Below are 20,078 nucleotides of genomic sequence, written 5' to 3'. Positions count from 1 at the left end.
CCTCTGCGCAGCGGATCGCGGCGATCGAGCTCTGGCAGCACGGCGCTGGTGACCGCAGCCACAGGACGTGATGTCTCGCCACACGAACTCGACGTTGTGCCTCCGGAAACCCCGTCGACATAATGACCGCATGCGATCACGTACGGCCGGTGCGTCCGCACCGCACTCGACGCCCGGACCGCGTCTGACTTTTCTCGGACTCGACGAGGTCATCCACCACACCTCTGCACCCGTGTCGACCATGCGGTGCCGAGCGTGAATGGCCGTACCCTCGCGGTAACGATCGGAGCGATCGTGCTGATCGGCGCAGGCGCGACCTTCGTGGTGGATCCTTTCCAGTGGCGGTCGGTACAGGAATCGTCGGCCAGTGCCCCCGAGAGCAGCGCGATGCCGACTCGATCGCCCGATGCGACCGACCCGACAGCAGAAGCCGTAGCGGATGCTCTGCGAGCACTGCCGGAGGATCCTGTCGCGGGGGCATCCGAGGCACTGCGCTCCGCTGTTCAGGCCGCACCGGACGTCGCCGTGCCACCGGGCGCGACGATCGACGCCGACTCCTCCACCTGGGTGGCGACCGACGAACAGGCAGGCACGATCGCGATGTCGATGTCGGTGCCCGGAGAATCGGACCCGCGGGCCTACCTCGCGTTCATGGTCGTCGAGAACGGCGGCTGGAAGCTGGACGGCACGATCCAGAGCGAGTTGCAGCAGTGAGACGCATTCGAGTCACCCTGGTCATGCTGCTGCTCGCGGCGTTCGTCGTCGCCGCGCCACCCGCCGTCGCCTCGCCGACCGAGAACTCGTACCCGGATCTCTCTGCCGGCTGTGCGCCCGGAGGGCTCGAGCAGGCAAGCGTCTGGATCAGCGACTACGAAGCCGACGGCGAGGCGAGACCGGATCCGGAATCGGGCCGAGTCGTCCCGTTACTGATGGTCCACGGGTGGACCGGGAACTCAGCACACCTCTCAAATCCGCTCGGCAACTTCTCGCGCACGGCCGACCTCGGCACGATCAGCGAATCGATCACCCCGTCCTCTCGGACCGTGGTCGGCATCCTGCAGTACCTCGGGAACACCGACGTCTACACCTTCGACTATCACGACGCGTCAGCGCAGTGGGTCACGTCCGATCGGATCGCGGCGCCGCTAGCGGACTCGATCCGCTGCCTGGCTCAGAACTCCGGCCAGAAGGTGATCGTCGTCGCGCACTCCATGGGCGGCCTCGCGGTACGGCAGGCACTGGCCCAGAATCCTGGCTTGCTCGGGGACCTGAGCCAGGTCATCACCTTCGGGACGCCGAACACCGGATCCGACTTCGCTCGTTTCGTCTCCGAAGGAGGCTCTAGCGGGTCGATCGGTGGCGCGACCAGCCGCGCCTTCGCGGCGCTGCTGCGGAGCGCGCTGAGCAGTTGCGGTTCCGCCGCGAGCACTTCGCTGAGCACCGGGACCCCGTGCGACTGGCTGCCCGCGCAGGCGAGCGCCTTCCAGGCAGACGCCGGGCGCGCGCTCCAGACCCGATCGACGGAGCTCAAGAAATTGGCGTTGTCGGCGCCGTGGCCGGCCGGATTGCCCGTGCACGCGCTCTACGGCGACATAACGGTGACGATGCCGCGGTCGGGCTTCCTCGGTCTCCCCCTCCGGACAGAGGACGTCCGCATCGGAGACGTGGTCGTCGGCCACGAATCGGCCACAGACCACGTGACGACTGGAGACAGCGCCCGCTGCCGCTACACCATCAGTCCGGTGCACTTCGTCGAAGAGAACTTCCTGCGGGGCATGAAGCTGAAGACGGTTGACGAAGTCGGTCGTGACCTGATGGAAGGCGGCGATTCGCCGTGCTACCACGGGTCTCTGATGCGCACGCAGCAACTCGTGAACGCCATGATCGGATACGTCGTCGACGACGTCGACAGCCGTGGGCCGATCGAGGGCGTCGTCGGCGAGCTGCTCATCCCCGCCGGTGCGTGCACCCAGTGGGAAGGGTCCCGGCCCATCCAGTTGTCCGGCGGTCAGGGCGAGAACTTCGACGACGGAGGAAGTGGGACGGGCATCCTCGAAACGCGGCTCGTCGGCACCACGGATCTCACCGGGGACGGCAGAGACGACGCCGTTCTCGTCGTCCAGTGCACGGGTACGCCGGCCGCGCAGTGCTGCGCCGGGCGCTCGTCGATCCTGTCGACGGTGCTGGCGCTCGACCTCAGCGGCGCGACTCCCGTTCTGATCGGGACGCCGTTCTCCGGTGGCAGTCTGTCCTCCTCCGAGGGCGACGTCGACGCCAAGATCGATGACGACGGGAGCGACTCTCCGCGTCTCGAGGGCACGGATGTGCTGGCGTACGAATACCCGATCTACGAGCTCGAGGACCCCGATGAGGCCGAGACGATCGCCGGCTGGTTCCGCCACACTTTGAAGAACGGAGAATGGACTCGAGTGCGCGAGTAGCTCAGCTCCCCCGCGTCCGACCCCCGCTGAACCACGATCAATGACCTCCGACTCCTCTGCACCGACGGCACTCAGATGCGCACGTCCAGCTGGGGTATACCCCAACGCAACCCCAATAAGGTGGCGCGACTCGCGTCGCAGTAGGGTCGACTCTCGACCTTTCGCTACACATCTGTGTCAGGGTCTAGGAGTGACGCAACGAACGCAGACCGTCGGCTAAGTCCAAGTCAGCACGACCGACCAGAACCTCGATCGACAGATCGAGGCGATCGGTGCCGTCGACCGGATCTTCGATGAGAAGGTGTCCGGCGCCACCGCACCGACCGGCCTGCTCTCGCCAACTGCATCCGCTAAATCCGAGACGGCGACCTCGTTCGAGTCGCGTCGATGGACCGCCTCGCGCGCTCGCTGCGAGATCTTCGCGACGTCGTCGACGAGATCGTTGCGAAGGGCGCCTCCGTCGAGTTCATCAAGGAGCAGCAGACCTACGGACCCGGCGGCGACGACGCACTCGGACAGCTGATGCTGCACCTGCTCGGCGCGTTCGCGGAGTTCGAGCGCTCCCTCATTCGCGAGCGGCAAGCCGATGGCATTCGCATCGCGAAAGCCGCAGGAAAGTACACAGGCTGGCAACGCCGACTCGACGCCGACCAGGTCGCTGCAGCTCGAGCGGACATCGCCGCCGGCGTCCCGAAGGCAGCAGTGGCACGCAAGCTCGGCGTCGACCGCACGACCCTCTACCGAGCGCTGGCACTCCCCAGCCCGACGAGCTCGTCGCGACCGAGGTCTAGAGCGGCGTCAGAACGCCTACTTGCCGAACCCCTCGAGAGCTGTGTTCATCGGATCTGCCCACTGCAGGCCGGCGGCGACCGCGCGGACCAAGCTCTCGAGGCCGGTGCCGAGGAAGCAGTACCCGTGGGTCGTCTCGATCTGCTGATGCGGCGGCATCACCACGAGCCCCCAGTTGAACAGCATCTTCCAGACCTCGACCGTGAAGGGCTCCATCTCCTGCAGCCGGAAGCCGTTCTCCGTCGCACGATCCGCTCCCTCGCGACGTCGACCCCGGAACGCAGCTGCTGCTCGAGGTTGTCGAGCGCCTCGGCTCGGATGCGCAGCATCGCCTTCTGATCCACCGTTCTAGTGTCCCGATAGCCGCCCCGTCACCGGGCATTTCATCGTTCGGGTCTTGCGGGACACTGCCGCCCGCGCCGAAGCGCGGGGCATCCCGCTCGGCGAACTGATGCGGTGAGCGACCTCCATACGGACGGTTCCGCCGTTCCCGCGTCGGTTGTGCAGGCGACCGCGAGGAAGGGCAGCGTCCTCGCTACGAGGTACGTCCAGAGGCCCGGCGAGAGAAGCGGGGCAAGGGCAGCATGGGCGTCGAGCAGACCGAAGTGCGTAGTTGTGCAGCTGAGCCCAAATTAGACAATTTTCTTGGGCTCACGAACACCAGGTACGGTGAACTCGTCGAAAATGGCAGCTGTGGTGAGACGATGATGCTCCAGCTGGCTGTCGATTGATCCTGCATTCTTAAATGAGTCGTCCTGAGCCACGGCAACGCTGAAGCGCCGCACGGCCTCCTTCAGAGCTTTGAGTCGTGCTTTCGTAACAACTTTGGCACCTGCTGGCGGCGTTCCCGTTCGTTCGATGACATTGCTTGGATGAACCATGACGGGGACCACCTTCGCATCAGCGCCGTACTCGCTCTTGCACCAATTCACAGACCCGCCCAGCTGGTTTATGTCTTTTTTCCAGATGAGCGGTGCGGTGGCACCAGTTTTCGCCTCAATGACGGCGTACGCATGACCCCCAAGGGCCCAGAGCACATCGCTTCCAATCCCAAACTGTCGCTCGGGCTCTTGCGCGACCATTCCCAGATGACGCCCCAGGTCAGCGATCGCCGCTTCTGCTTCATCAGTTCGAGAGTTGTCCCATGCAATGTCCGACAGCATGGCATTGAAGCCGACAACTAGGTCTGCGCTGGTTGGATACCTTGCTTCCAAGTACAGGGCTGCCTGCTCGGACTGCCGGCTTGGAGAATCAATTCGCTCGTATTCCAACCCTGCGATCGGACGAAGGACTGCACCGTTGCGTCGCCCGGCAGCACCGAGTGCGATTTGTGCATTTACTTGGTCTGAAAGCTGTATGTACGCTGCTTGGGTCTCTCCGAGCCAGCCGGCGAGACGGTCGTCACTGTCTGCCAGGGCCGCGTTTACCGCCGCGGTTGCAAACGTGGCTGCTTCGGAATGGCGTCCTGCGATGGCGGAGTTATATGCGCTCCGAAGTGGCTTTGCCGTCGCGGAGAGCGTCGCTGGACCGTACGTCACCCCCAAGAGCGCCTCACGTGACCTGGCACGGAAATCTGCGTCGCCGGCGATGACCTGGGTAACGACTCCGAGGAGGGCGGCAGTGTCTGATCCTTCAAGCTGCGATGCGACCTTCCTCGATAGTGTCAGTTGCGCACGTGTCGCCGGCGAGAGACGATCCGCAACGTCGGCGCGCGCGACCAGCTGGGTCAGTCGCGGCCCGACGAGGAGAACTGCGCACCGATCATCGCGGCTGCGTACTCCGCGGCCCATTCCCTGTTCCAAGCGCTGAAGCTGCCGGGTTACCATTGCGTCGCTATCGCGTAGCGCTACGGCTTCGCGCCGTTCTACTCCGGTGTACGCGAACGGAAGGCTGTCGATGACGAGCAAGCGGCATGCCTCGTCAGGCAGGTCGATACCGTCATAACGGTTGATGATTACTACGAGGCCCACGTGATCGTCGTTCTTCAAACGCTCAACCGCGCTGCTGATGTCGGAGGCAGTGCTGACGGTGAGATCGGCTTCACTCGCCCACAGACCCGCTTGTCTCTTACTTGGGACTAAAACAACAACGTTTTTTGCGTCGGCGACAGTTCGCGCTAGTCCCCTTACATCGTCGTGTGAAATCTCTGGGTTCAACTCTTGGGGCGCGAGTACCAGGCGGTCTCCTAGGTCCGCCGCGCTCTCGGGGACAATCGATTTAGCAACGCTTAGCGGGTCGGCGTCAAAATGAGTTACGAGAACGCTATCGTCGGCCAGAGTCGCTGTTAGGTAAATTCTGCGAGACGCTTCAGAGAAACTCGGAAACTTCTCGATTGGAGGGCAGGGCGGCATAATTTCGAACGCATCCGCGCTTACGACCGCTTGACAGATGGGCAACAGGTCCCCGATCAAAGGCCAAGCCCATTCGAATTCTGGATCGTTTCGGTGAGGCCGTAGTATTGATAGGACCGCTTCTTGCTTTTCTTGCCAGGACCAGAATGGGACCCGCAGCACGGCGCTACGATCATTCTCCCGAATGTCCAAGAACGCGTTGAGTGCTTGAAGCTTCAGGTCGTCCGCGAATAGCTCCAAGAGTTCGGCGTACGCATCGTGAGAAGACGGCACCACCAGCTGTGTATTTTTCTCTGTCAGAGCCAAGGCGGCATGAGCGTCGTCAACAACGATGGTCTTGACGCTCAACGGCTCGCGACCACTTGGGCCCAGAAGCCCAAACCTGCTCTTGCCGTTTAGGAGCGTTTGCATGGTCGTAACGCAGATGGCGTCACCTCCCAAGAATTTCGCGGCCAGCGGGTCCGGCACAGTTTCTAGTCCAAGATTTGCAGCTTCTTCGAGTACACGTTCAGCGAGGTGCGGGTCCGGTGTTAGATAGAGAGCGGGGCCGATGCCCTCGTTGAGTGAGCATTGCAGCATGAGCAACCCCACGACGGTCTTGCCGCCGCCGGTATTTGTCTTTATAACGACGTCCCGCTCGTTGCGTCGCTCCGACCACTGCGTCAGTACGGCGTCCTGAACGGCTCGAAGGTAACCGTATCCCGCCACCTTGTTAGGAAGCGCATCGAAAAGGACTGCGGGCTCCGTGATTCCCGAGAGCGCACCAGAACTCGCAATTTTGCCGAAGTCGAATGCCATCGTGGGCCTTTCAAAGTTTTTGAAAGTGTCGTGCTCTGAGGTCATTGTACGAGCGAACGAATAGGTCGAGGATCCTCGACACGCGAGCGTTCTCGTCGCAGAACGATGGCCTATCGGGACGATGGAACGGTTCGTAGTGTCGGAAGCGCGAGGCGACTGCGCGGGAGGCGATCATCCAGGTCGAGATCGGCAAGGCGACGCGAGCGCGGATCACCCGTCCCATCGGGGACGTGCTCGCGACGACCGTCATCACCGGCATCGAACCATCCGCCACGAAGGCGGAGCTCGATGCCCTGCTCGAGCGCACCGCCGCCAAGGTCGACGCCGCTTGTGAGCGCAAGCTGAGAAGGCGGCCGTGGTGGCGGCCACGGCCAGCTGATCGCCCGTGAGGGGCGACCCGCACGCTCCTCGCGTGCCCCTATCCCGTCGCGACCAGGAGAGCCGACCGATAAGGCCGGACGTTGACGACGCCCACCAGTGGATGCCGTCCCACTCCACGCGAAGCTCGTCCCCGACCCGCACCGCGCGCACATGCTCAGTGACCGTCGAGTGATACAGGCTCGACAGCATCGGTGTGCCGCGGTCGGCAAGGGCCTGGGAACGGCCGCCCGCGACACCGAACCGGCGATCGCCGTTCTTGTGCTCGGATCCGAGCTGCGGGTGACCGTCAGCGACGGCCGCGTTTTTTGCCGTGGAGAGGACTTAGTCGCCGCTAGGGAGGGCCGAGCGAAGTGCAACCAGCTTGTTCAATGGGGGCAGGGATGACGGGTCTGCAGCCCGTGGTCCTCAGATCGTGGATGGTCTCGCTCTAGTGCAACCTGTCGGCTCTTGTGGCCTGGCTTCCTGCGGGCGCGCGGGCCATCCACGATCTCTTGGCGGCGTGGCTCGAGAGAGGCCTGGATGCGTTCTGGAAGCTGGTTTGCCCTCCGCCAAACCCATTGAATGGACTGAGCTGGAGGGCACGACATGTCGACGACGATCATTGGTATCGACCCGCACAAAGAGAGCTGGACAGCGGTAGCTGTCGGCCCTCGCGGTGAACGGATCGGCGCCGTGCGGGCGCCGGTAACGAGCGCCGGCTACCGGCAACTCCGGCGGTTCGCGGCCCGTTTCCCCGAGCCTGTCTGGGCGATTGAGGGCGCCTATGGTCTCGGAGCACCACTGGCGGCGATGCTGACCGAGGACGGAGTCACCGCATGGGACGTCCCCGCGAAACTCGCCGCACGAGTGCGGGTCCTCTCCACCGGCCACAGCCGGAAGACCGACGAGGACGACGCCCTCTCGGTCGCGGTCGCCGCCACGACGTCCAGCAAGCTGCGAACCGTGCAGGTCGACGCGGCCTCCACGGAGCTGAAGCTGCTCACCGAGCATCGCGACGACCTCGTGCGCACCCGTACCCAGACCATCAACCGGCTCCACGCCATCATGACGTTGCTGGTCGTCGGAGGAGCGCCTCGCAGGCTGACCGCAGACATAGCGGCTGCCCTGCTGCGCCGAGTCCGCTCGACCGAGAGCATGACCACAACACGCCGGCTCATCGCGGTCGACCTCGTCGCGGAGATCCGCCGTCTCGACAAGCGGATCTCCACCGCGACTGGACACATCCTCGAGCGGGTCAATGCGACGGAGTCCACCCTCACCGTTGTTCCCGGGATCGGGCAGCTCACCGCGGGGAAGATCCTCGCCCGCACCGGCCCCGTCACCCGATTCGCTACCGAGGCCCACTTCGCCGCTTATGCCGGCGTCGCACCTCGCGAGGTGTCTTCAGGCGACGTCGTGCGGCACCGCCTCTCCCGAAGCGGCGACCGGCAACTGAACTACGCCCTCCACGTGATCGCGCTCACCCAGGTCAGCATGAAAACCAGCCCCGGCCGAGTCTTCTACGAGCGCAAACGCGCCGAGGGCAAGGGCAGCAAGGAAGCGCTCCGCGCCCTGAAACGGCGCCTGGCAACGGTCGTGTTCCGCATCCTCGTCGCCGACCACCTACGCGCAGCGGTGGGTCCGGCGGGACAACCAGGAACGACGCTTCAATCCAGCGCGGCCGGCTCACATCCCAACGCCGACTCTTCGGATAAGTCACTCACCGAACCCACCTCAACAGAGCCTATCCACGTCGCCGCTTGACCAGAGAGGCGCCCGCAGGGCGGCGGAAAAGAGAGTTCCCGGGCGAAGTAAGGAGCAGCGCGACGCGTCCGGGAAGTCTCGGAGCAGCCGCTAGCGCGCAGGACGGCCGACCGTATGCTGCCGAAGGCTCCACGACAACGAAAGGCGGCGCTCTGTCGCCGCTGCGCGAGCATCGCTTGCCGAGGGCAAGCGTCGGTGCTCGCCATGAGCCGATGGTCGAGCACACGTTGAATTTGCACTGTCGACGAGTGGCCGCGACCGAGGGCTCTAGCCTGGGCGACGTGGACCATTTATTGCTCGGATCGCTGCTCACGTTACTGGTCTCGCTCATCGCCGCAGCCGCGGGAGCACGGCTTCAAGCAACGCGGGAGCACCGGTTACGGGTTCGCGAAAAACGGTACGAGCACGTCGTCCGCGTTCTGAAAGTTGCGACTCGTGATCAATGGGAAGAGACGAACGGTGCGAAGATCCGCGAGGTTCAAGAGCAAGCTGCTCGCCTTCATCGCCCGTTGTCCCGGCGAGGCAGCCGAAAGCGACTCGCAGCCGAAATCGCGAGTCTGCAACACGATGTAGCCGGACTCGACGACCTAGCTCCTCGATACATCGAGTTGCTCGAAGCTGTTCGCGAGCTCGCCTTCGTGGCACCGCCTCATCTGGCCGGTCTGGGCATCGAACTCGTGACGAGCACCGGGAAACCACAAGTGGGTCCGTATCCGCCATTTGTCATCGCGCTCACAAACTTCACGGATGCCGCCCGGAAGGTCATTAAGGCCGGTTCGTAGTTTCCGGACGCGCCGCCTCGATCCCGCACTTCACGGCTCTCAGCACCGCTCCGGTGGCTGGAGGGTCGAGTGATTATCGTTCATCCTCAGACTGTGCCGGCGTAGTCAACGGGCGTGAGCAATGGCGAGCTCGCTCCAGTGGGTAGTGGCGCGAAGCGAGAGTGCGCCGCGCTTCATCGTCCAGACCGGCCCTTTGCGGATCCCGGCGAGTCCCAGCCCGACAGCCGAGCGCCCGTGGCGCTTCGTCACAGCGTCGATGGTGGGGCCGACCGCCTTGGTGTCGAAGGCCGAATCGAAGACTTCCAGCAGCGCGTGAGAGCCGCGGGGTGAGAGGTTCGTGAGTATGACGCCGGCACGGATGTAGCGGGCACCCTCGTTCAGCCGTGGGCGCAGAGTCCCGATCGCGGCCTTCACGATCGCCACCGGGTCATCCGTGGGCACGGGGAAGCCAGCGAGACCGCCGGCGGACTCGTACGGCGCTTCCGCGAACGGTGACGTCGACGCGAACACGCTCAGCGTCTCCACCACCGACCCCTGCGCCCGGAGACGATGCGCTGCCCGCTGCCCGTATACGGAGAGCACCTGTTCCATGTCGGCGATCGTTGTCACTGGCGTCGCGAACGACCGGGAGAAGATCAGCTGATCTCGCACCGACCGAGAGGCCTCGAGCGGGATGCAGTCGATACCGCGCAGCTCGTACACCGAGCGCTGCAGGACGACGGAGAACTTCTTCCGGATCAGCGCCGGATCGGCATCGCGGAGATCCCTGATCGTGTGGATGCTCAACTCCGCGAGCCGCTTCCCGGTCCGGCCAGCAACACCCCACAGCTCAGTCACGTGCGTTGACGCCATCAGTGCGTCGAGCTGCTCGGGCGTGTACCAGTCGGTATCGCACACACCGCCCAGACGCGGGTGCTTTTTCGCGCCGCCCTTGTTCACGAACTTCGCGAGGGTCTTGCTCGACCCGATGCCGACGCAGACAGGGAGGCCGACGTTCTTCGCGACCGCCTCGCGCATCGCGCGGCCGATCTTCGCGCGCTCCGCGACGTCGCCCTCGATCCCAAGGAACGACTCATCGATCGAGTAGACCTCCTGCCAGGCCGAGTACCGGCCGAGTAGCTCCATAACGCGTGCCGACAGCTCCCCGTACAGCTCATAGTTACTCGATCGGTGCTCAATGAGCGGGAGACGGCCGACGCGAATGAGGGGCTCGATCTTGAACCACGGAGTGCCATTCTCGATGCCGAGCGCCTTCACCTCGTCGCTGCGCGCGACGACGCATCCGTCGTTGTTCGAGAGGACCACGACAGGAACACCAACCAGGCGTGGGTCGAAAAGCCGCTCGCACGACACGTAGAACGAGTTCACATCGACGAGGCCGATGCGCCGTTCAGCGCGCGCGATGCAGGTGGTGGAGGCAGTAGGTCACCACACCCCAGACCTGCAGATCGCTCAGCGACGCCACCGCTATCGGCGGGTACTCCGGGTTCTCTGCCCGCAGCACCACTCCCCCAGCTGTCAGCTCGAGGCGCTTCACCGTCAGCTCTCCGTCGAGGATCGCAACCACCACACTCCCGTGCGTGGGCGTCACCGAGCGGTCGACCACGAGCTCGTCGCCGTCACTGATACCGGCGCCCGTCACGCTCTTGCCCGACACGCACGCGATGAACGTCGACGTCTTGTCCCGAATCCTCACGGCGACCAGGCGGTGACGCCGGAGCGCATCACGCTCCTCGCGTTCAGGCGGAGGATGACGATGGCGTCCCTGGCGCGCGCGTCGGGCATCCAGCGGACCTACCTCAGCCAGAAGATGCACGGCAAGTCGCGCTGGTACCTCAAGGACATCGAGGCGGTCGCGTCAGCGCTCGGGACGACCATCGCGTTCCTGACCGGCGAGACCGACGAGCCCGACCGCCTCCAGGGCGCCGTCTTCGTGCCGGCGAACGAGTACCGGGAGTTCCTCGCCTGGCGCGAAACGTCCGCTCACACAGCGGTTAACGAAGAAAGGCCCGCCGAAGCGGGCCGTTCAGCACTCTCGCGAGTGGCACTGTCTCAACCAGTACTCGGTGGCTCCGAGGCCGGTGAGGGCCTGGATTCCGAGTGCGCCCGGAGGGATTCGAACCCCCAACCTTCTGATCCGTAGTCAGATGCTCTATCCGTTGAGCTACGGGCGCAGTCCATCGCGCGGCCCAGGAGGCGCACGCAACGAGGTACGACTATACATGGCGCGCGGCCCGTCCGCGAATCGGCGGAAGGGGCGGAGGGGTCAGCGCCGCGGGACGCCCGCGAGGTCGATCCCGAAGACGCGGCGGAGCTGCGAGGCGAGGCGGCGCTCCAGGTCGGCGATGACGGGGTCGCCCTCGCTCCAGATCCGCGCCGCCTGGCAGGCCGCGCCGAGTCGCTCCGCCGTCACGTCGCACCACCACTCGGGCTCTGCCGCCGCCTCGAGGAGGGCGCGCGCGGCGTCCACCTCGCGTCGGAGCCGGGACTGGAGCGAGCGCATCCGGTCGGGATCGGGCATCGCCGACCGCAGGTGGTCGATGTGCGCGCGCAGGGTGGCGTCGCCGAGGAGGCAGGCGTCGACGACCGCGACGAGCGCCTCCTCGCGCGTGGCGGCCCGCGAAGCGCAGGGGGACAGGGTCATGGGGGTGGGTCCTTCGTCGGGGCGGGATGCGGGCGACGGCCGTCGCGGGGTCCGACCGTCCGGGGCGTCCGGATCGTCGGTGTCAGATCTCGCGGGGGACGAGCAGACAGGGGCGCGGGCACGGCGATCGCGGCCCGTCTCTCGACGGTATCTGAGGAGTCGCTCAGGAAGCAGGCACTGTCAGGGCTTCCTCGGCAGGAGTGGCCGTTCAGCCCCTTCGGCGAGCGCCGCCCTCGACGTGATCCACCGTGAACGCCGTCCGGCGGCCGGCGAGCGTGATCACCAGGGCGAGCGCCCCGAGCGCCGCCATCAGACCCGCGAGCACGAGCGCGCCGACGCTCTCAAGCAGCACGGCGCCGACGATCCCCGCGGCGAAGATCGCGAGGTTGAACGCGACCGGGAGGAAGGAGTTCGCGACATCCGAGTTCTCGCGCCCCGATCGGCTCAGCGCCGACTGCAGCTGCGCCGAGGCGCCGCCGAAGGAGACGCCCCACAGCACGCTCGCGGCCAGGACGGCGGCCGGTGCCGCGCGACCGACCAGCAGGAGGAGGCCGGCGGCGATGAACACGGCGACGCTCCCGTGCAGCAGAGCCCGCGGGAAGCGGTCGATGACCGCCGCGGTGATCGCGACTCCGATGATCGACGAGACGCCGTAGACGAGGAGCACGAGGTCCGGGCCGAGTCCCGAGCCGCCCTCCCGCAGGAACGGGGCGATGTAGGTGTAGATCGTGTTGTGCGCGAGCATCCAGACGACGATCACCAGGCACACGACCCCCACGCCCGGCATCGCGAGGACACGGGCGAGAGGCAGGCTCCCCGCAGCGGTCTTCGGCTGACCGGGGGCGTCGGGCACGAAGAGCGCGATCAGTCCGAACGCGATCAGCGCGAGGAGGCTGAGGCCGCCGAACGACCAGCGCCAGTCGAGCGCCGTCCCGAGCCAGGCGCCGAGCGGCGTGCCGAGCGCGAAGCCGACGGGCGCCCCGACCGAGACGATCGAGAGCGCCAGGCCGGCGCGGCGCGGCGGGCTGATGCGGCGGCCGTACGCGGCGAGCATCCCCCAGATGATCCCTGTGAAGGCTCCGGCGAGGAATCGCGACACCAGTGACACCACGACGTCGCTCGAGAGGGCGGTGACCGTGTTCGCGGCGATCAGGCACGCGATGGCCGACAGGAGCAGCGGCTTGCGGCGGAGGCCGCGGGTCAGGCTGATCGCCGGGACGGTGACGATCACCGTGCCGAGTGCCCAGACGCTGATGAACTGCCCGACGGTCCCCTCGCTGATCCCCATCCCCTCGGCGATCACGGGCAGGAGCCCGGCGGGCATCGTCTCGGCCGCGACGAGGAGGAAGCCCATCGTGGCGAGCAGCGCGAGGGCGAGCCAGGGCATGGCGGGCTCGGCCTGCTCAGCGGTGGAGACGGGCGCGGTGGAGGTCATGACGTCCTTCGGGACAGAGGGCGGACGGGGGTTCGAGCCGCTCAGCGGGTCGTGAGTCGCGGGAGGCCCTCGGTCGCCGCCCAGGTGGCGAGCAGCCGGAGCTTCTCGTCGGAGGCGCTGCCGGGCACGGCGGGGTACACCGTCATCGAGTACCCCGGGTCGCCCTGCAGCTCGATGGCCTGGAAGGTCAGCTCCAGCAGGCCGACCGCGGGGTGCACGAACTGCTTCGCGCCGGTGTAGTGCCGTCGCACGTTGTGCTCGGCCCAGCGCGTCCGGAAGTCGTCGCTGCGCATCGAGAGCTCGCCGATCAGCTCGGCGAGCTGCCGGTCGTGCGGGTTCCGTCCGGCGTCTCGACGCAGGATCGCGACGTTCACGTCGGCCGCGCGCTCCCAGTCGGGGTAGAAGGTGTGCGCCCGGGGGTCGAAGAAGATGAAGCGGGAGTGGTTCGCGGGCCGCGCCTCGCCCGCGTACATCTCGGAGTAGAGCGCGAAGCCGAGCGCGTTCGCGGCGACGAGGTCCATCCGGGTGTTCGAGACGAACGCCGGTGCGCCGGTGATCGCGTCGAGCAGGTACTGCAGCTCGGGCCTGACCGCCTCGGCGATCGGAGGCTTCGCGCGCCTGCGAGCGGACCCCGCCTCGTTCGCGGTGCGGGCCACGTCGTGGAGATGGTCGTGCTCGGCACGGTCGAGCGCGAGCGCCCGGGCGATCGCGTCGAGGACGGAGTCGGACACTCCGGCGAGGTTCCCTCGCTCGAGCCGCGTGTAGTAGTCGACGCTCACGCCGGCCAGCCGCGCGACCTCGTCGCGGCGGAGTCCCGCGACCCGGCGGCGGCCGCCGCTCGGCTCGATCCCGGCCTGCTCCGGCGTGAGGCGGGCCCGGCGCGAGGCCAGGAACTCGCGGGCGTCGGCTCGGTGATCCATAGCGGTACCGTACGGTCCGCCGCGCGAGCGGTGAAGGGTTCTGCTGGTACCTCCCTGGGCCGTGCACCGCCGCCGCGGTGCCGGGCCGGTGCACCGCGTAGCGTGGGAGCCATGGAGGCGGCCGCGATCGAGCTCGTGCGCTTCGTCGTCTCTCCGCTGCACCGCTTCGAGGGCCGCCCCGCCGACGGGCCGATCCCCTGGGAGGGCAACGAGCAGCCCGAGCGGATCGAGATCCGCGCCGGCCTGGGCATCGTCGGCGACCGCTACTTCGCGCAGCGGGCGCACCGCACCGCCGCCGTCACCCTCTTCGCGATCGAGTCGCTCGAGCACGTCGCCGCCGAGCTCGGAGCGGGACCCTTCGATCCGGCGGACACCCGCCGCAACATCATCGTCCGGGGCGCTGACATCGACGCCCTGGCGGGTCGCGAGTTCGCCCTCGAGCAGGGCGGCGAGCGGATCGGCTTCCAGGGCGGCCGCCCGGCCAATCCCTGCGCGTGGATGAACGTGTCGCTCGCCCCCGGTGCGCACAAGGCGATGCGGAGGCGCGGCGGCGTCCGCTGCGCGCCCCTCACCAACGGAGTCCTCCACCTCGGCCCCGCCCGCCTCGTTCTCCACCGATCCGACGAGATGCTCATCTGAGCTCATTCCTCAGCACCTAGGCTCGCTCCCGACCGAACCCCCACCGAGACCACGAGGAGGCGCCCGTGCCCCGACCCGGCCGCCCCCTCCGCAGCCTCGCCGCGAGCCTGCGCGATGGCGCCCGCGACGTCCTCGCGACGACCCGGTCGCGGCGGCGCGATCCCCGACGGCGCTACACGAGCACCGACGTCTCGGTGCAGAGGGTGCACCACCGCGACGCCTGGGCGCGCGTGAGCACCGTGGGTCGCTCCGGCGAGCGCACCTTCCTCCTCGTGCCGGGCATCGGAGTCGCAGCCACCTACTTCGAGCGGCTCGCCCCCGCGCTCAACGAGTTCGGTCCGGTGCACGCCCTCGATCTGCCCGGCTTCGGCGGGGTGCCGCACCCGCCGCACGCCGAGCGGATGAGCATCGCCGACTACGCCGAGCTCGTGGGCGCCGTCATCGACGAGCTCGGGCTCGAGAACCCGGTCGTCCTCGGCCACTCGATGGGGACGCAGGTCGTCGCCGAGCTCGCGGCGCGACGCCCGGAGCTCACGACCATCGTGCTGCTGGGCCCCGTGATGAACCGGCACGAGCGCCGCCTCCCCGTGGCGGGCCTCCGCTTCGCCCAGTCGAGCCTCCGCGAGCCCCCGAAGGTCGCGGTCCTCGCGGCCGCCGCCTACCTGCTCTGCGGCCCGCGCTGGTTCTCGCGGGTGCTGCCCGAGATGATGCACTACCCGATCGAGCGGACCGTGCCGCGGATCCGCGCCTCCACCCTCGTCATCCGCGGCGAGCACGACCGGCTGGTGCCGCGCGAGTGGGTGGAGGAGATCGCCGAGGCGATCCCGCACGCCCGCGCATGGGAGATCCCGGAGGCCTCCCACTCGGTGATGCACGCGCACGCCGAGGAGGTCGCGCGGCTCTGCCTCGAGCACGCCCGCGCACCACAGCCCGACCGCGACGAGGCCGAGCTGCAGCGCTTCCCCGACGACGAGATCGACCGCTCGCAGGAGGACGCTCCCGTCACCGATCCGCTCGGTGCCGCGCGCGGCCGGGTGACCGAACTCGCCGGCATCCTCCTCGACGACGACTCGCTGATCGCCGAGGGCAAGACGCAGCACGCCGAGGCGACCGACCCCGCAGCCCTGCACGACGACAGCGACGACGCACCGGCCGCCGGCTGAGCGTCAGGACTCCTCGCCGACGATCTCCTCGCGGATGCGCCGCAGGTCCTCGGCGAGCGCCCCCATCAGGATCCAGTGCTCGGGGTGCGGCGTCGCGATCACGAGCGGAGCCGTCAGCGCCGGCAGCTCGTCCGTGATCGCCTCCGGCTCGGGGACGTCCACCGACGACTGCACGAGGAGCCGCAGGTCGTGCGCCGCCCGGTGCAGCTGCACCGCGATGTCGGCGATCGTCGGCTCGCGCACCAGGTCGGCGTCGTAGAGGTCGTGCACCGTGCGGGTCATCCCGCGCACGCGCGTCACGATGCGGGCGAGGCGCGGCGTGACCGAGTCGAGCGCGACGAGCCGGTCGCGGTGGGCCGAGCGGCGCGGGTTCAGGCGGAGCGACTCCTCGCCGGTCGCGATCGCCTCCTCCGCCTTCCGCTGCATGGTCTGCAGCAGGCGCGCGTTGATCAGCAGCTCGTCGAGGCGAGCCCGCGCGACCGGCGCCTGCAGCACGTCGGCGAGGTCGTCGAGGGCCGCCGAGACCTGCGTCGTCAGGTCGCCGACCGCCCGCTCGGCCGGCGCGAGGGTGATCGGCGGCACGATCGCTCCGTTGATCACGACTCCGATCACCGCGCCGATCAGCGTCTCGATGATGCGGTCGAACGCGTAGTTCGGGGTGACCGAGCCGACCGACAGCACGAGCATCGCGCTGATCGGGATCTGCACGGCGGAGGCGGGCGTCAGCCGGATCGCCCAGCCCACCGCGATCGCGGCCACGATCGCGAGCAGCACGATGGTGCTGTCGGCCCCGAAGAGCGTGCCGATCAGCGAGCCGACGACGACGCCCACGATCACGCCGACGCTGCGCTCGAGCGCCTTCGAGAACGACTGGTTCACGCTCGGGGCGACGACCAGCAGGGCCGCGATCGCGCCGAACACGGGCAGGGTGCCGGGGAAGATCAGGCCCGCGACGATCCAGGTGACGACGGTCGCCGCCGCCGTCTTCACCAGCTGCAGCAGCGGTGGTCGCGTGGCCACCGTGAAGCTCGAGGTCAGGCGCATGAGTCCACGGTAGCCGCGGGCGTCACGGCGTCGCGGCCGCCTCGACGCTCGCGAGCACGGCGCGGAGGGAGTGCGCCGCCGACTCCTGGGCGTCCGGCTCGACGGCCGCCAGCAGCGCGCGCTCGACGGCGAGCACCTCGGGGAACGCGCGGTCGATCAGGTCGGCGCCCGCCGTGGTCAGCGCGATGAGTGCACCGCGTCCGTCGGCCGGATTCGCCGAGCGCGCCACCAGGCCCCGCCTCTCGAGGGCCTGCACCCGCTTCGTGATCGCGGGAGCGGAGGCGAGGCCGATCGTGCGCAGCACCGTCGGCGACTGCGGCTCCCCCGCCCGGCGGAGCGTGGTGAGCACGTCGAACTCGCCACGCGTGAGCTCGAAGGCCGCGAGCCGCTCCTCCGTCGCCCGCACGATCAGCGCGGAGGCGCGGATCAACCGTCCGGCGATGTCGACCGGTGTCGTGTCGAGCTCGGGCCGCAGGACCGCCCAGCCCGCCCGGATCTCGTCGACGGCGTCGCGCTGCTGATCATTCACGGGTAAAGTATAAGTGCTTCACGCGTGAAGCATCCAACCGATCGCCGCCGCTCGGATCCCGAGCGACCCGAGGACCCCGATGCCCGTCTCCACCGCCCTGCCCCACCCCCGCGAGCTGATCGCGTTCGGCCCGCACGCCGGAGCCCACCGCGTCGCACTCCGCGCCGGCGTCTCTATCGCCGTGCCGCTGCTCCTGCTCTGGGCGATCGGCCGGACCGACCTCGCCCTCTACGCGACCTTCGGCTCCTTCACCGCCCTCTACGGCCGCCAGCACACCCACCGCCCGCGGCTCGCCATGCAGCTCTCTGCGGCTGCCTACCTCGTCGCGATGGTGACCATCGGCACCGCCGTCGCCCTCTCCCCTCAGCGCGAGTGGCTGATCATCCCCGTCGTGACGCTCGTCGCGGCCGCCGCCGGCTACCTCAGCGACGCCCTGCACTGGCACCCGCCCGGCGCGCTCTTCCCCGTGTTCGCCGTCACGGCGTGCGCCTCCGTCCCCGTCGAGCCGTCGCGGATCGTGGAGGCGTTCGCCCTGGCCGCCGGCTCCGCCGCGTTCGCGCTCCTCGTCGGCGTGAGCGGTATCGCCTCGCCCCGGGCCCGCCGCCTCGCGCCGACTCCGTGGCGCACCTCGTTCCGCGCCGCCGCGGCGCGCCCCGGCACCCGGGCGGCCATGATCCGCTTCGGCGCGGTCGTGCTCGTCGCCGGCGCGATCCCGACCGCGACGGGACTCGGTCACCCCTACTGGGCGATGGTCTCGGCGGTCGCCGCCGTCTCGGGAGTCGATGCCGCGGCCCGCCTGGTCCGCGCGGGCCACCGGATGCTCGGCACCGTCGTCGGAGTCGCGATCGCCGCCGCTCTCCTCGCCCTGCCCCTGTCGCCGCTCGGCACCATCGTCGTCGTGGTGCTCCTCCAGATGGCCGCCGAGCTCGTCGTCGGCCGCAACTACGGCCTGACCCTCGCCTTCGTCACGCCGCTCGCCATCCTGATGGTCGAGCTGGCGCACCGCACCGACGAGCTCGTCCTCCTGCGCGACCGCGCCCTCGAGACCGCGATCGGCGTGGCCGTCGGAGTCGCCGCGACGCTGCTCGCGCACGCCGCTGCCGCGCGCCGCTCCGCACCGTGAGGGAACCCCGGACCGTCGAGGGATCCCTGAGCACCGGGTTCCCTCGACGGTTCGGGGTTCCCTCGCCCGGGACTGCGCCCACGTCGCCGGGGGCAAGCGAAAGGCCCCCGCCGCCTCAGGTGACTGAGGTGCGGGGGCCTTCTCGTGGCGGTACCGGTGGGATTTGAACCCACGGTGGACGCAAGCCCACACATGTTTTCGAGACATGCTCCTTCGGCCGCTCGGACACGGTACCGGGGAAGAGTGTACGCGACGGCCGGGAGCGGCGCCAATCGGGAGGGTCAGCCGGCGCTCGGGAGGAGGAAGTCGAGCACGCGGCTCCACTCGGAGACGGCGAGCAGGTGACCGCGATCGGGGACGACCTCGAGGCGCGAATCGGGGAGGCGGGCGGCGTACCACTCGCCGTGGGTGCGGCCGACGACGGCGTCCTCGGCTCCGTAGAGGAGCAGCGCGGGCGAGGAGACGCCCTCGACGGCGAAGCCCCACTCCTGGAGGGTGTAGCCGACGATGTCGGCGGCCGAGCCGAGGTTGCCCTGCGCCGCCGCGCGCTCGAGCATGCGCAGCAGCCGGTCGCGGACGCCGGGCGCCTCGAGCACGGGGGCGTCGGCCTCGGAGGCGCCGAGCATCCCCAGCATCGCCGCCGGGTCGGGGGCGGGGCCGAAGGCGCCGTCGAGCATCGCCGCGAGGGAGCGGACGGCCTCGGCGAGCGGACGCTCGCGCCAGGCCTCGAGCATCGCGCGGTTGTCGTCGCCGACCCACGGCACCTGGTCGTCGGGAGCGGGGGTGGCGATGACGGCGACGCGCTCGACGAGACCGGGGTAGTTCGCGGACAGGGCGAGGGCGACGCGGCCGCCGGCCGACCATCCCGCCGCGGCGACGGAGGCGACGCCGATGGTCGCGAGGTACTCGGCGATGTCGGCGGCGGCCTGCTCGGGGCTCGCGCCGACGCCGGCGCCCGCGGGGTCGAGGTCGGTGAGGAGCGACGAGGCGCCGTAGCCCGGCCGGTCGAAGGAGAGGAGCCGGACGCCGCGCCGTGCGGTGGTCTCGGGATCGGGGTCGAAGTCGGCGGCACCGGGGGCGGGGTGCGCGAGGACGACCACGTGCTCGGCGCTCTCGGGACCGGACCAGCTGACCCCCAGGGAGCGGCCGGACTTGAGGAGATGCACTGACGAGGCCATGTGCTCAGTCTTCCGCAGACCACCGACACAGCCGGGGCGCCGCTCGGGGCGCGCTCGAACTCCACAGGCGCGCTCGTCGCGGTGTTCTCCCCAGCACCGGGCGCGGCGCCTCCGCGTG

The 20,078-nt window shown here is 68.5% G+C and carries 17 protein-coding genes, 2 tRNA genes and 1 pseudogene; 9 read left to right on the top strand and 11 right to left on the bottom strand.

Translation table 11 applies throughout. The annotated features are described in order from the left end of the window. Positions 1-294 precede the first annotated feature (294 nt). The 3 genes from GSU68_RS03030 (at position 295) to GSU68_RS03020 (ending at position 3,569) form a co-directional block, all read left to right on the top strand. The gene (locus tag GSU68_RS03030) at positions 295-714 is read left to right on the top strand and encodes a hypothetical protein (protein ID WP_159905634.1); all 420 of its coding nucleotides are present in this window, start codon (positions 295-297) and stop codon (positions 712-714) included. 23 nt (positions 715-737) lie between these two features. Then, complete coding sequence (locus GSU68_RS03025; RefSeq protein WP_159905633.1) at positions 738-2,441, top strand: hypothetical protein; 1,704 nt, start codon at positions 738-740, stop codon at positions 2,439-2,441. 387 nt (positions 2,442-2,828) lie between these two features. Next, positions 2,829-3,569 (top strand): recombinase family protein, encoded by a 741-nt coding sequence (locus tag GSU68_RS03020; RefSeq protein WP_244259370.1) that lies wholly within the window; start codon positions 2,829-2,831, stop codon positions 3,567-3,569. Between the two features lie 293 nt (positions 3,570-3,862). Here GSU68_RS03020 and GSU68_RS03015 read toward each other — a convergent pair whose 3' ends face one another. After that, a complete protein-coding gene (locus GSU68_RS03015; RefSeq protein WP_159905632.1) occupies positions 3,863-6,424 on the bottom strand; it encodes a helicase C-terminal domain-containing protein in 2,562 nt (853 codons plus the stop codon). 185 nt (positions 6,425-6,609) lie between these two features. Between GSU68_RS03015 and GSU68_RS03010 the strand changes: the two genes are divergently transcribed. The 3 genes from GSU68_RS03010 to GSU68_RS03000 all read left to right on the top strand — a co-directional run bounded on the left by GSU68_RS03010 (position 6,610) and on the right by GSU68_RS03000 (position 9,285). Next, positions 6,610-6,768, top strand: coding sequence for a hypothetical protein (locus GSU68_RS03010; RefSeq protein WP_159905631.1), 159 nt, complete (start codon positions 6,610-6,612; stop codon positions 6,766-6,768). Between the two features lie 577 nt (positions 6,769-7,345). After that, positions 7,346-8,503 carry an IS110 family transposase gene (locus tag GSU68_RS03005; RefSeq protein ID WP_104308586.1) on the top strand — a complete coding sequence of 386 codons (1,158 nt, stop codon included), beginning with the start codon at positions 7,346-7,348 and terminating at the stop codon, positions 8,501-8,503. 212 nt (positions 8,504-8,715) lie between these two features. Beyond that, positions 8,716-9,285, top strand: coding sequence for a hypothetical protein (locus GSU68_RS03000; RefSeq protein ID WP_159905630.1), 570 nt, complete (start codon positions 8,716-8,718; stop codon positions 9,283-9,285). 105 nt (positions 9,286-9,390) lie between these two features. On the opposite strand, the gene GSU68_RS02995 is transcribed toward GSU68_RS03000, so the two are convergent. The 6 genes and pseudogenes from GSU68_RS02995 to GSU68_RS02965 all read right to left on the bottom strand — a co-directional run bounded on the left by GSU68_RS02995 (position 9,391) and on the right by GSU68_RS02965 (position 14,284). Next, complete coding sequence (locus GSU68_RS02995) at positions 9,391-10,653, bottom strand: Y-family DNA polymerase (protein ID WP_244259369.1); 1,263 nt, start codon at positions 10,651-10,653, stop codon at positions 9,391-9,393. A 22-nt stretch (positions 10,654-10,675) separates the two neighbouring features. Continuing rightward, a pseudogene (gene umuD, locus GSU68_RS02990) lies at positions 10,676-10,975 on the bottom strand (translesion error-prone DNA polymerase V autoproteolytic subunit); the annotation flags it as partial. Positions 10,976-11,386: 411 nt separating this feature from the next. Beyond that, positions 11,387-11,459, bottom strand: a tRNA-Arg gene (locus GSU68_RS02980). A 92-nt stretch (positions 11,460-11,551) separates the two neighbouring features. Continuing rightward, positions 11,552-11,929 carry a hypothetical protein gene (locus tag GSU68_RS02975; protein ID WP_159905629.1) on the bottom strand — a complete coding sequence of 126 codons (378 nt, stop codon included), beginning with the start codon at positions 11,927-11,929 and terminating at the stop codon, positions 11,552-11,554. A 208-nt stretch (positions 11,930-12,137) separates the two neighbouring features. After that, on the bottom strand, positions 12,138-13,364 hold the full coding sequence (locus GSU68_RS02970) for an MFS transporter (RefSeq protein ID WP_159905628.1): 1,227 nt from the start codon (positions 13,362-13,364) through the stop codon (positions 12,138-12,140). 41 nt (positions 13,365-13,405) lie between these two features. Continuing rightward, a complete protein-coding gene (locus GSU68_RS02965) occupies positions 13,406-14,284 on the bottom strand; it encodes a helix-turn-helix transcriptional regulator (protein ID WP_159905627.1) in 879 nt (292 codons plus the stop codon). 111 nt (positions 14,285-14,395) lie between these two features. Between GSU68_RS02965 and GSU68_RS02960 the strand changes: the two genes are divergently transcribed. Then, entirely contained in the window at positions 14,396-14,923 is a 528-nt protein-coding gene (locus tag GSU68_RS02960) for an MOSC domain-containing protein (protein ID WP_159905626.1), read from the top strand. Positions 14,924-14,988: 65 nt separating this feature from the next. Further along, positions 14,989-16,086, top strand: coding sequence for an alpha/beta hydrolase (locus GSU68_RS02955; RefSeq protein ID WP_159905625.1), 1,098 nt, complete (start codon positions 14,989-14,991; stop codon positions 16,084-16,086). Positions 16,087-16,089: 3 nt separating this feature from the next. On the opposite strand, the gene GSU68_RS02950 is transcribed toward GSU68_RS02955, so the two are convergent. Continuing rightward, entirely contained in the window at positions 16,090-17,130 is a 1,041-nt protein-coding gene (locus tag GSU68_RS02950; RefSeq protein ID WP_159905624.1) for an FUSC family protein, read from the bottom strand. A 22-nt stretch (positions 17,131-17,152) separates the two neighbouring features. Further along, a complete protein-coding gene (locus tag GSU68_RS02945; RefSeq protein WP_159905623.1) occupies positions 17,153-17,659 on the bottom strand; it encodes a MarR family transcriptional regulator in 507 nt (168 codons plus the stop codon). Between the two features lie 79 nt (positions 17,660-17,738). Here GSU68_RS02945 and GSU68_RS02940 point away from each other — a divergent pair, with 79 nt between their 5' ends. Further along, positions 17,739-18,782 (top strand): FUSC family protein, encoded by a 1,044-nt coding sequence (locus GSU68_RS02940; protein ID WP_159905622.1) that lies wholly within the window; start codon positions 17,739-17,741, stop codon positions 18,780-18,782. A 145-nt stretch (positions 18,783-18,927) separates the two neighbouring features. Here GSU68_RS02940 and GSU68_RS02935 read toward each other — a convergent pair. After that, positions 18,928-19,017, bottom strand: a tRNA-Ser gene (locus GSU68_RS02935). Positions 19,018-19,063: 46 nt separating this feature from the next. Continuing rightward, a complete protein-coding gene (locus GSU68_RS02930) occupies positions 19,064-19,960 on the bottom strand; it encodes an alpha/beta hydrolase (RefSeq protein WP_159905621.1) in 897 nt (298 codons plus the stop codon). Between the last annotated feature and the right edge of the window lie 118 nt (positions 19,961-20,078).

It is taken from the genome of Rathayibacter sp. VKM Ac-2759, from assembly GCF_009834225.1.
Classification (GTDB): domain Bacteria; phylum Actinomycetota; class Actinomycetes; order Actinomycetales; family Microbacteriaceae; genus Rathayibacter.
This window is presented reverse-complemented; position numbering and strand designations above follow the sequence as displayed.

Excerpts from the sequence above, each read along its gene's own strand:
- GSU68_RS03025 (WP_159905633.1), top strand. The coding sequence starts at position 738 with ATGCTGCTGCTCGCGGCGTTCGTCGTCGCCGCGCCACCCGCCGTCGCC.
- GSU68_RS03020 (WP_244259370.1), top strand. The coding sequence starts at position 2,829 with ATGGACCGCCTCGCGCGCTCGCTGCGAGATCTTCGCGACGTCGTCGAC.
- GSU68_RS03015 (WP_159905632.1), bottom strand. The coding sequence starts at position 6,424 with ATGACCTCAGAGCACGACACTTTCAAAAACTTTGAAAGGCCCACGATG.
- GSU68_RS03005 (WP_104308586.1), top strand. The coding sequence starts at position 7,346 with ATGTCGACGACGATCATTGGTATCGACCCGCACAAAGAGAGCTGGACA.
- GSU68_RS03000 (WP_159905630.1), top strand. The coding sequence starts at position 8,716 with ATGGTCGAGCACACGTTGAATTTGCACTGTCGACGAGTGGCCGCGACC.
- GSU68_RS02975 (WP_159905629.1), bottom strand. The coding sequence starts at position 11,929 with ATGACCCTGTCCCCCTGCGCTTCGCGGGCCGCCACGCGCGAGGAGGCG.
- GSU68_RS02970 (WP_159905628.1), bottom strand. The coding sequence starts at position 13,364 with ATGACCTCCACCGCGCCCGTCTCCACCGCTGAGCAGGCCGAGCCCGCC.
- GSU68_RS02965 (WP_159905627.1), bottom strand. The coding sequence starts at position 14,284 with ATGGATCACCGAGCCGACGCCCGCGAGTTCCTGGCCTCGCGCCGGGCC.
- GSU68_RS02960 (WP_159905626.1), top strand. The coding sequence starts at position 14,396 with ATGGAGGCGGCCGCGATCGAGCTCGTGCGCTTCGTCGTCTCTCCGCTG.
- GSU68_RS02950 (WP_159905624.1), bottom strand. The coding sequence starts at position 17,130 with ATGCGCCTGACCTCGAGCTTCACGGTGGCCACGCGACCACCGCTGCTG.
- GSU68_RS02940 (WP_159905622.1), top strand. The coding sequence starts at position 17,739 with ATGCCCGTCTCCACCGCCCTGCCCCACCCCCGCGAGCTGATCGCGTTC.
- GSU68_RS02930 (WP_159905621.1), bottom strand. The coding sequence starts at position 19,960 with ATGGCCTCGTCAGTGCATCTCCTCAAGTCCGGCCGCTCCCTGGGGGTC.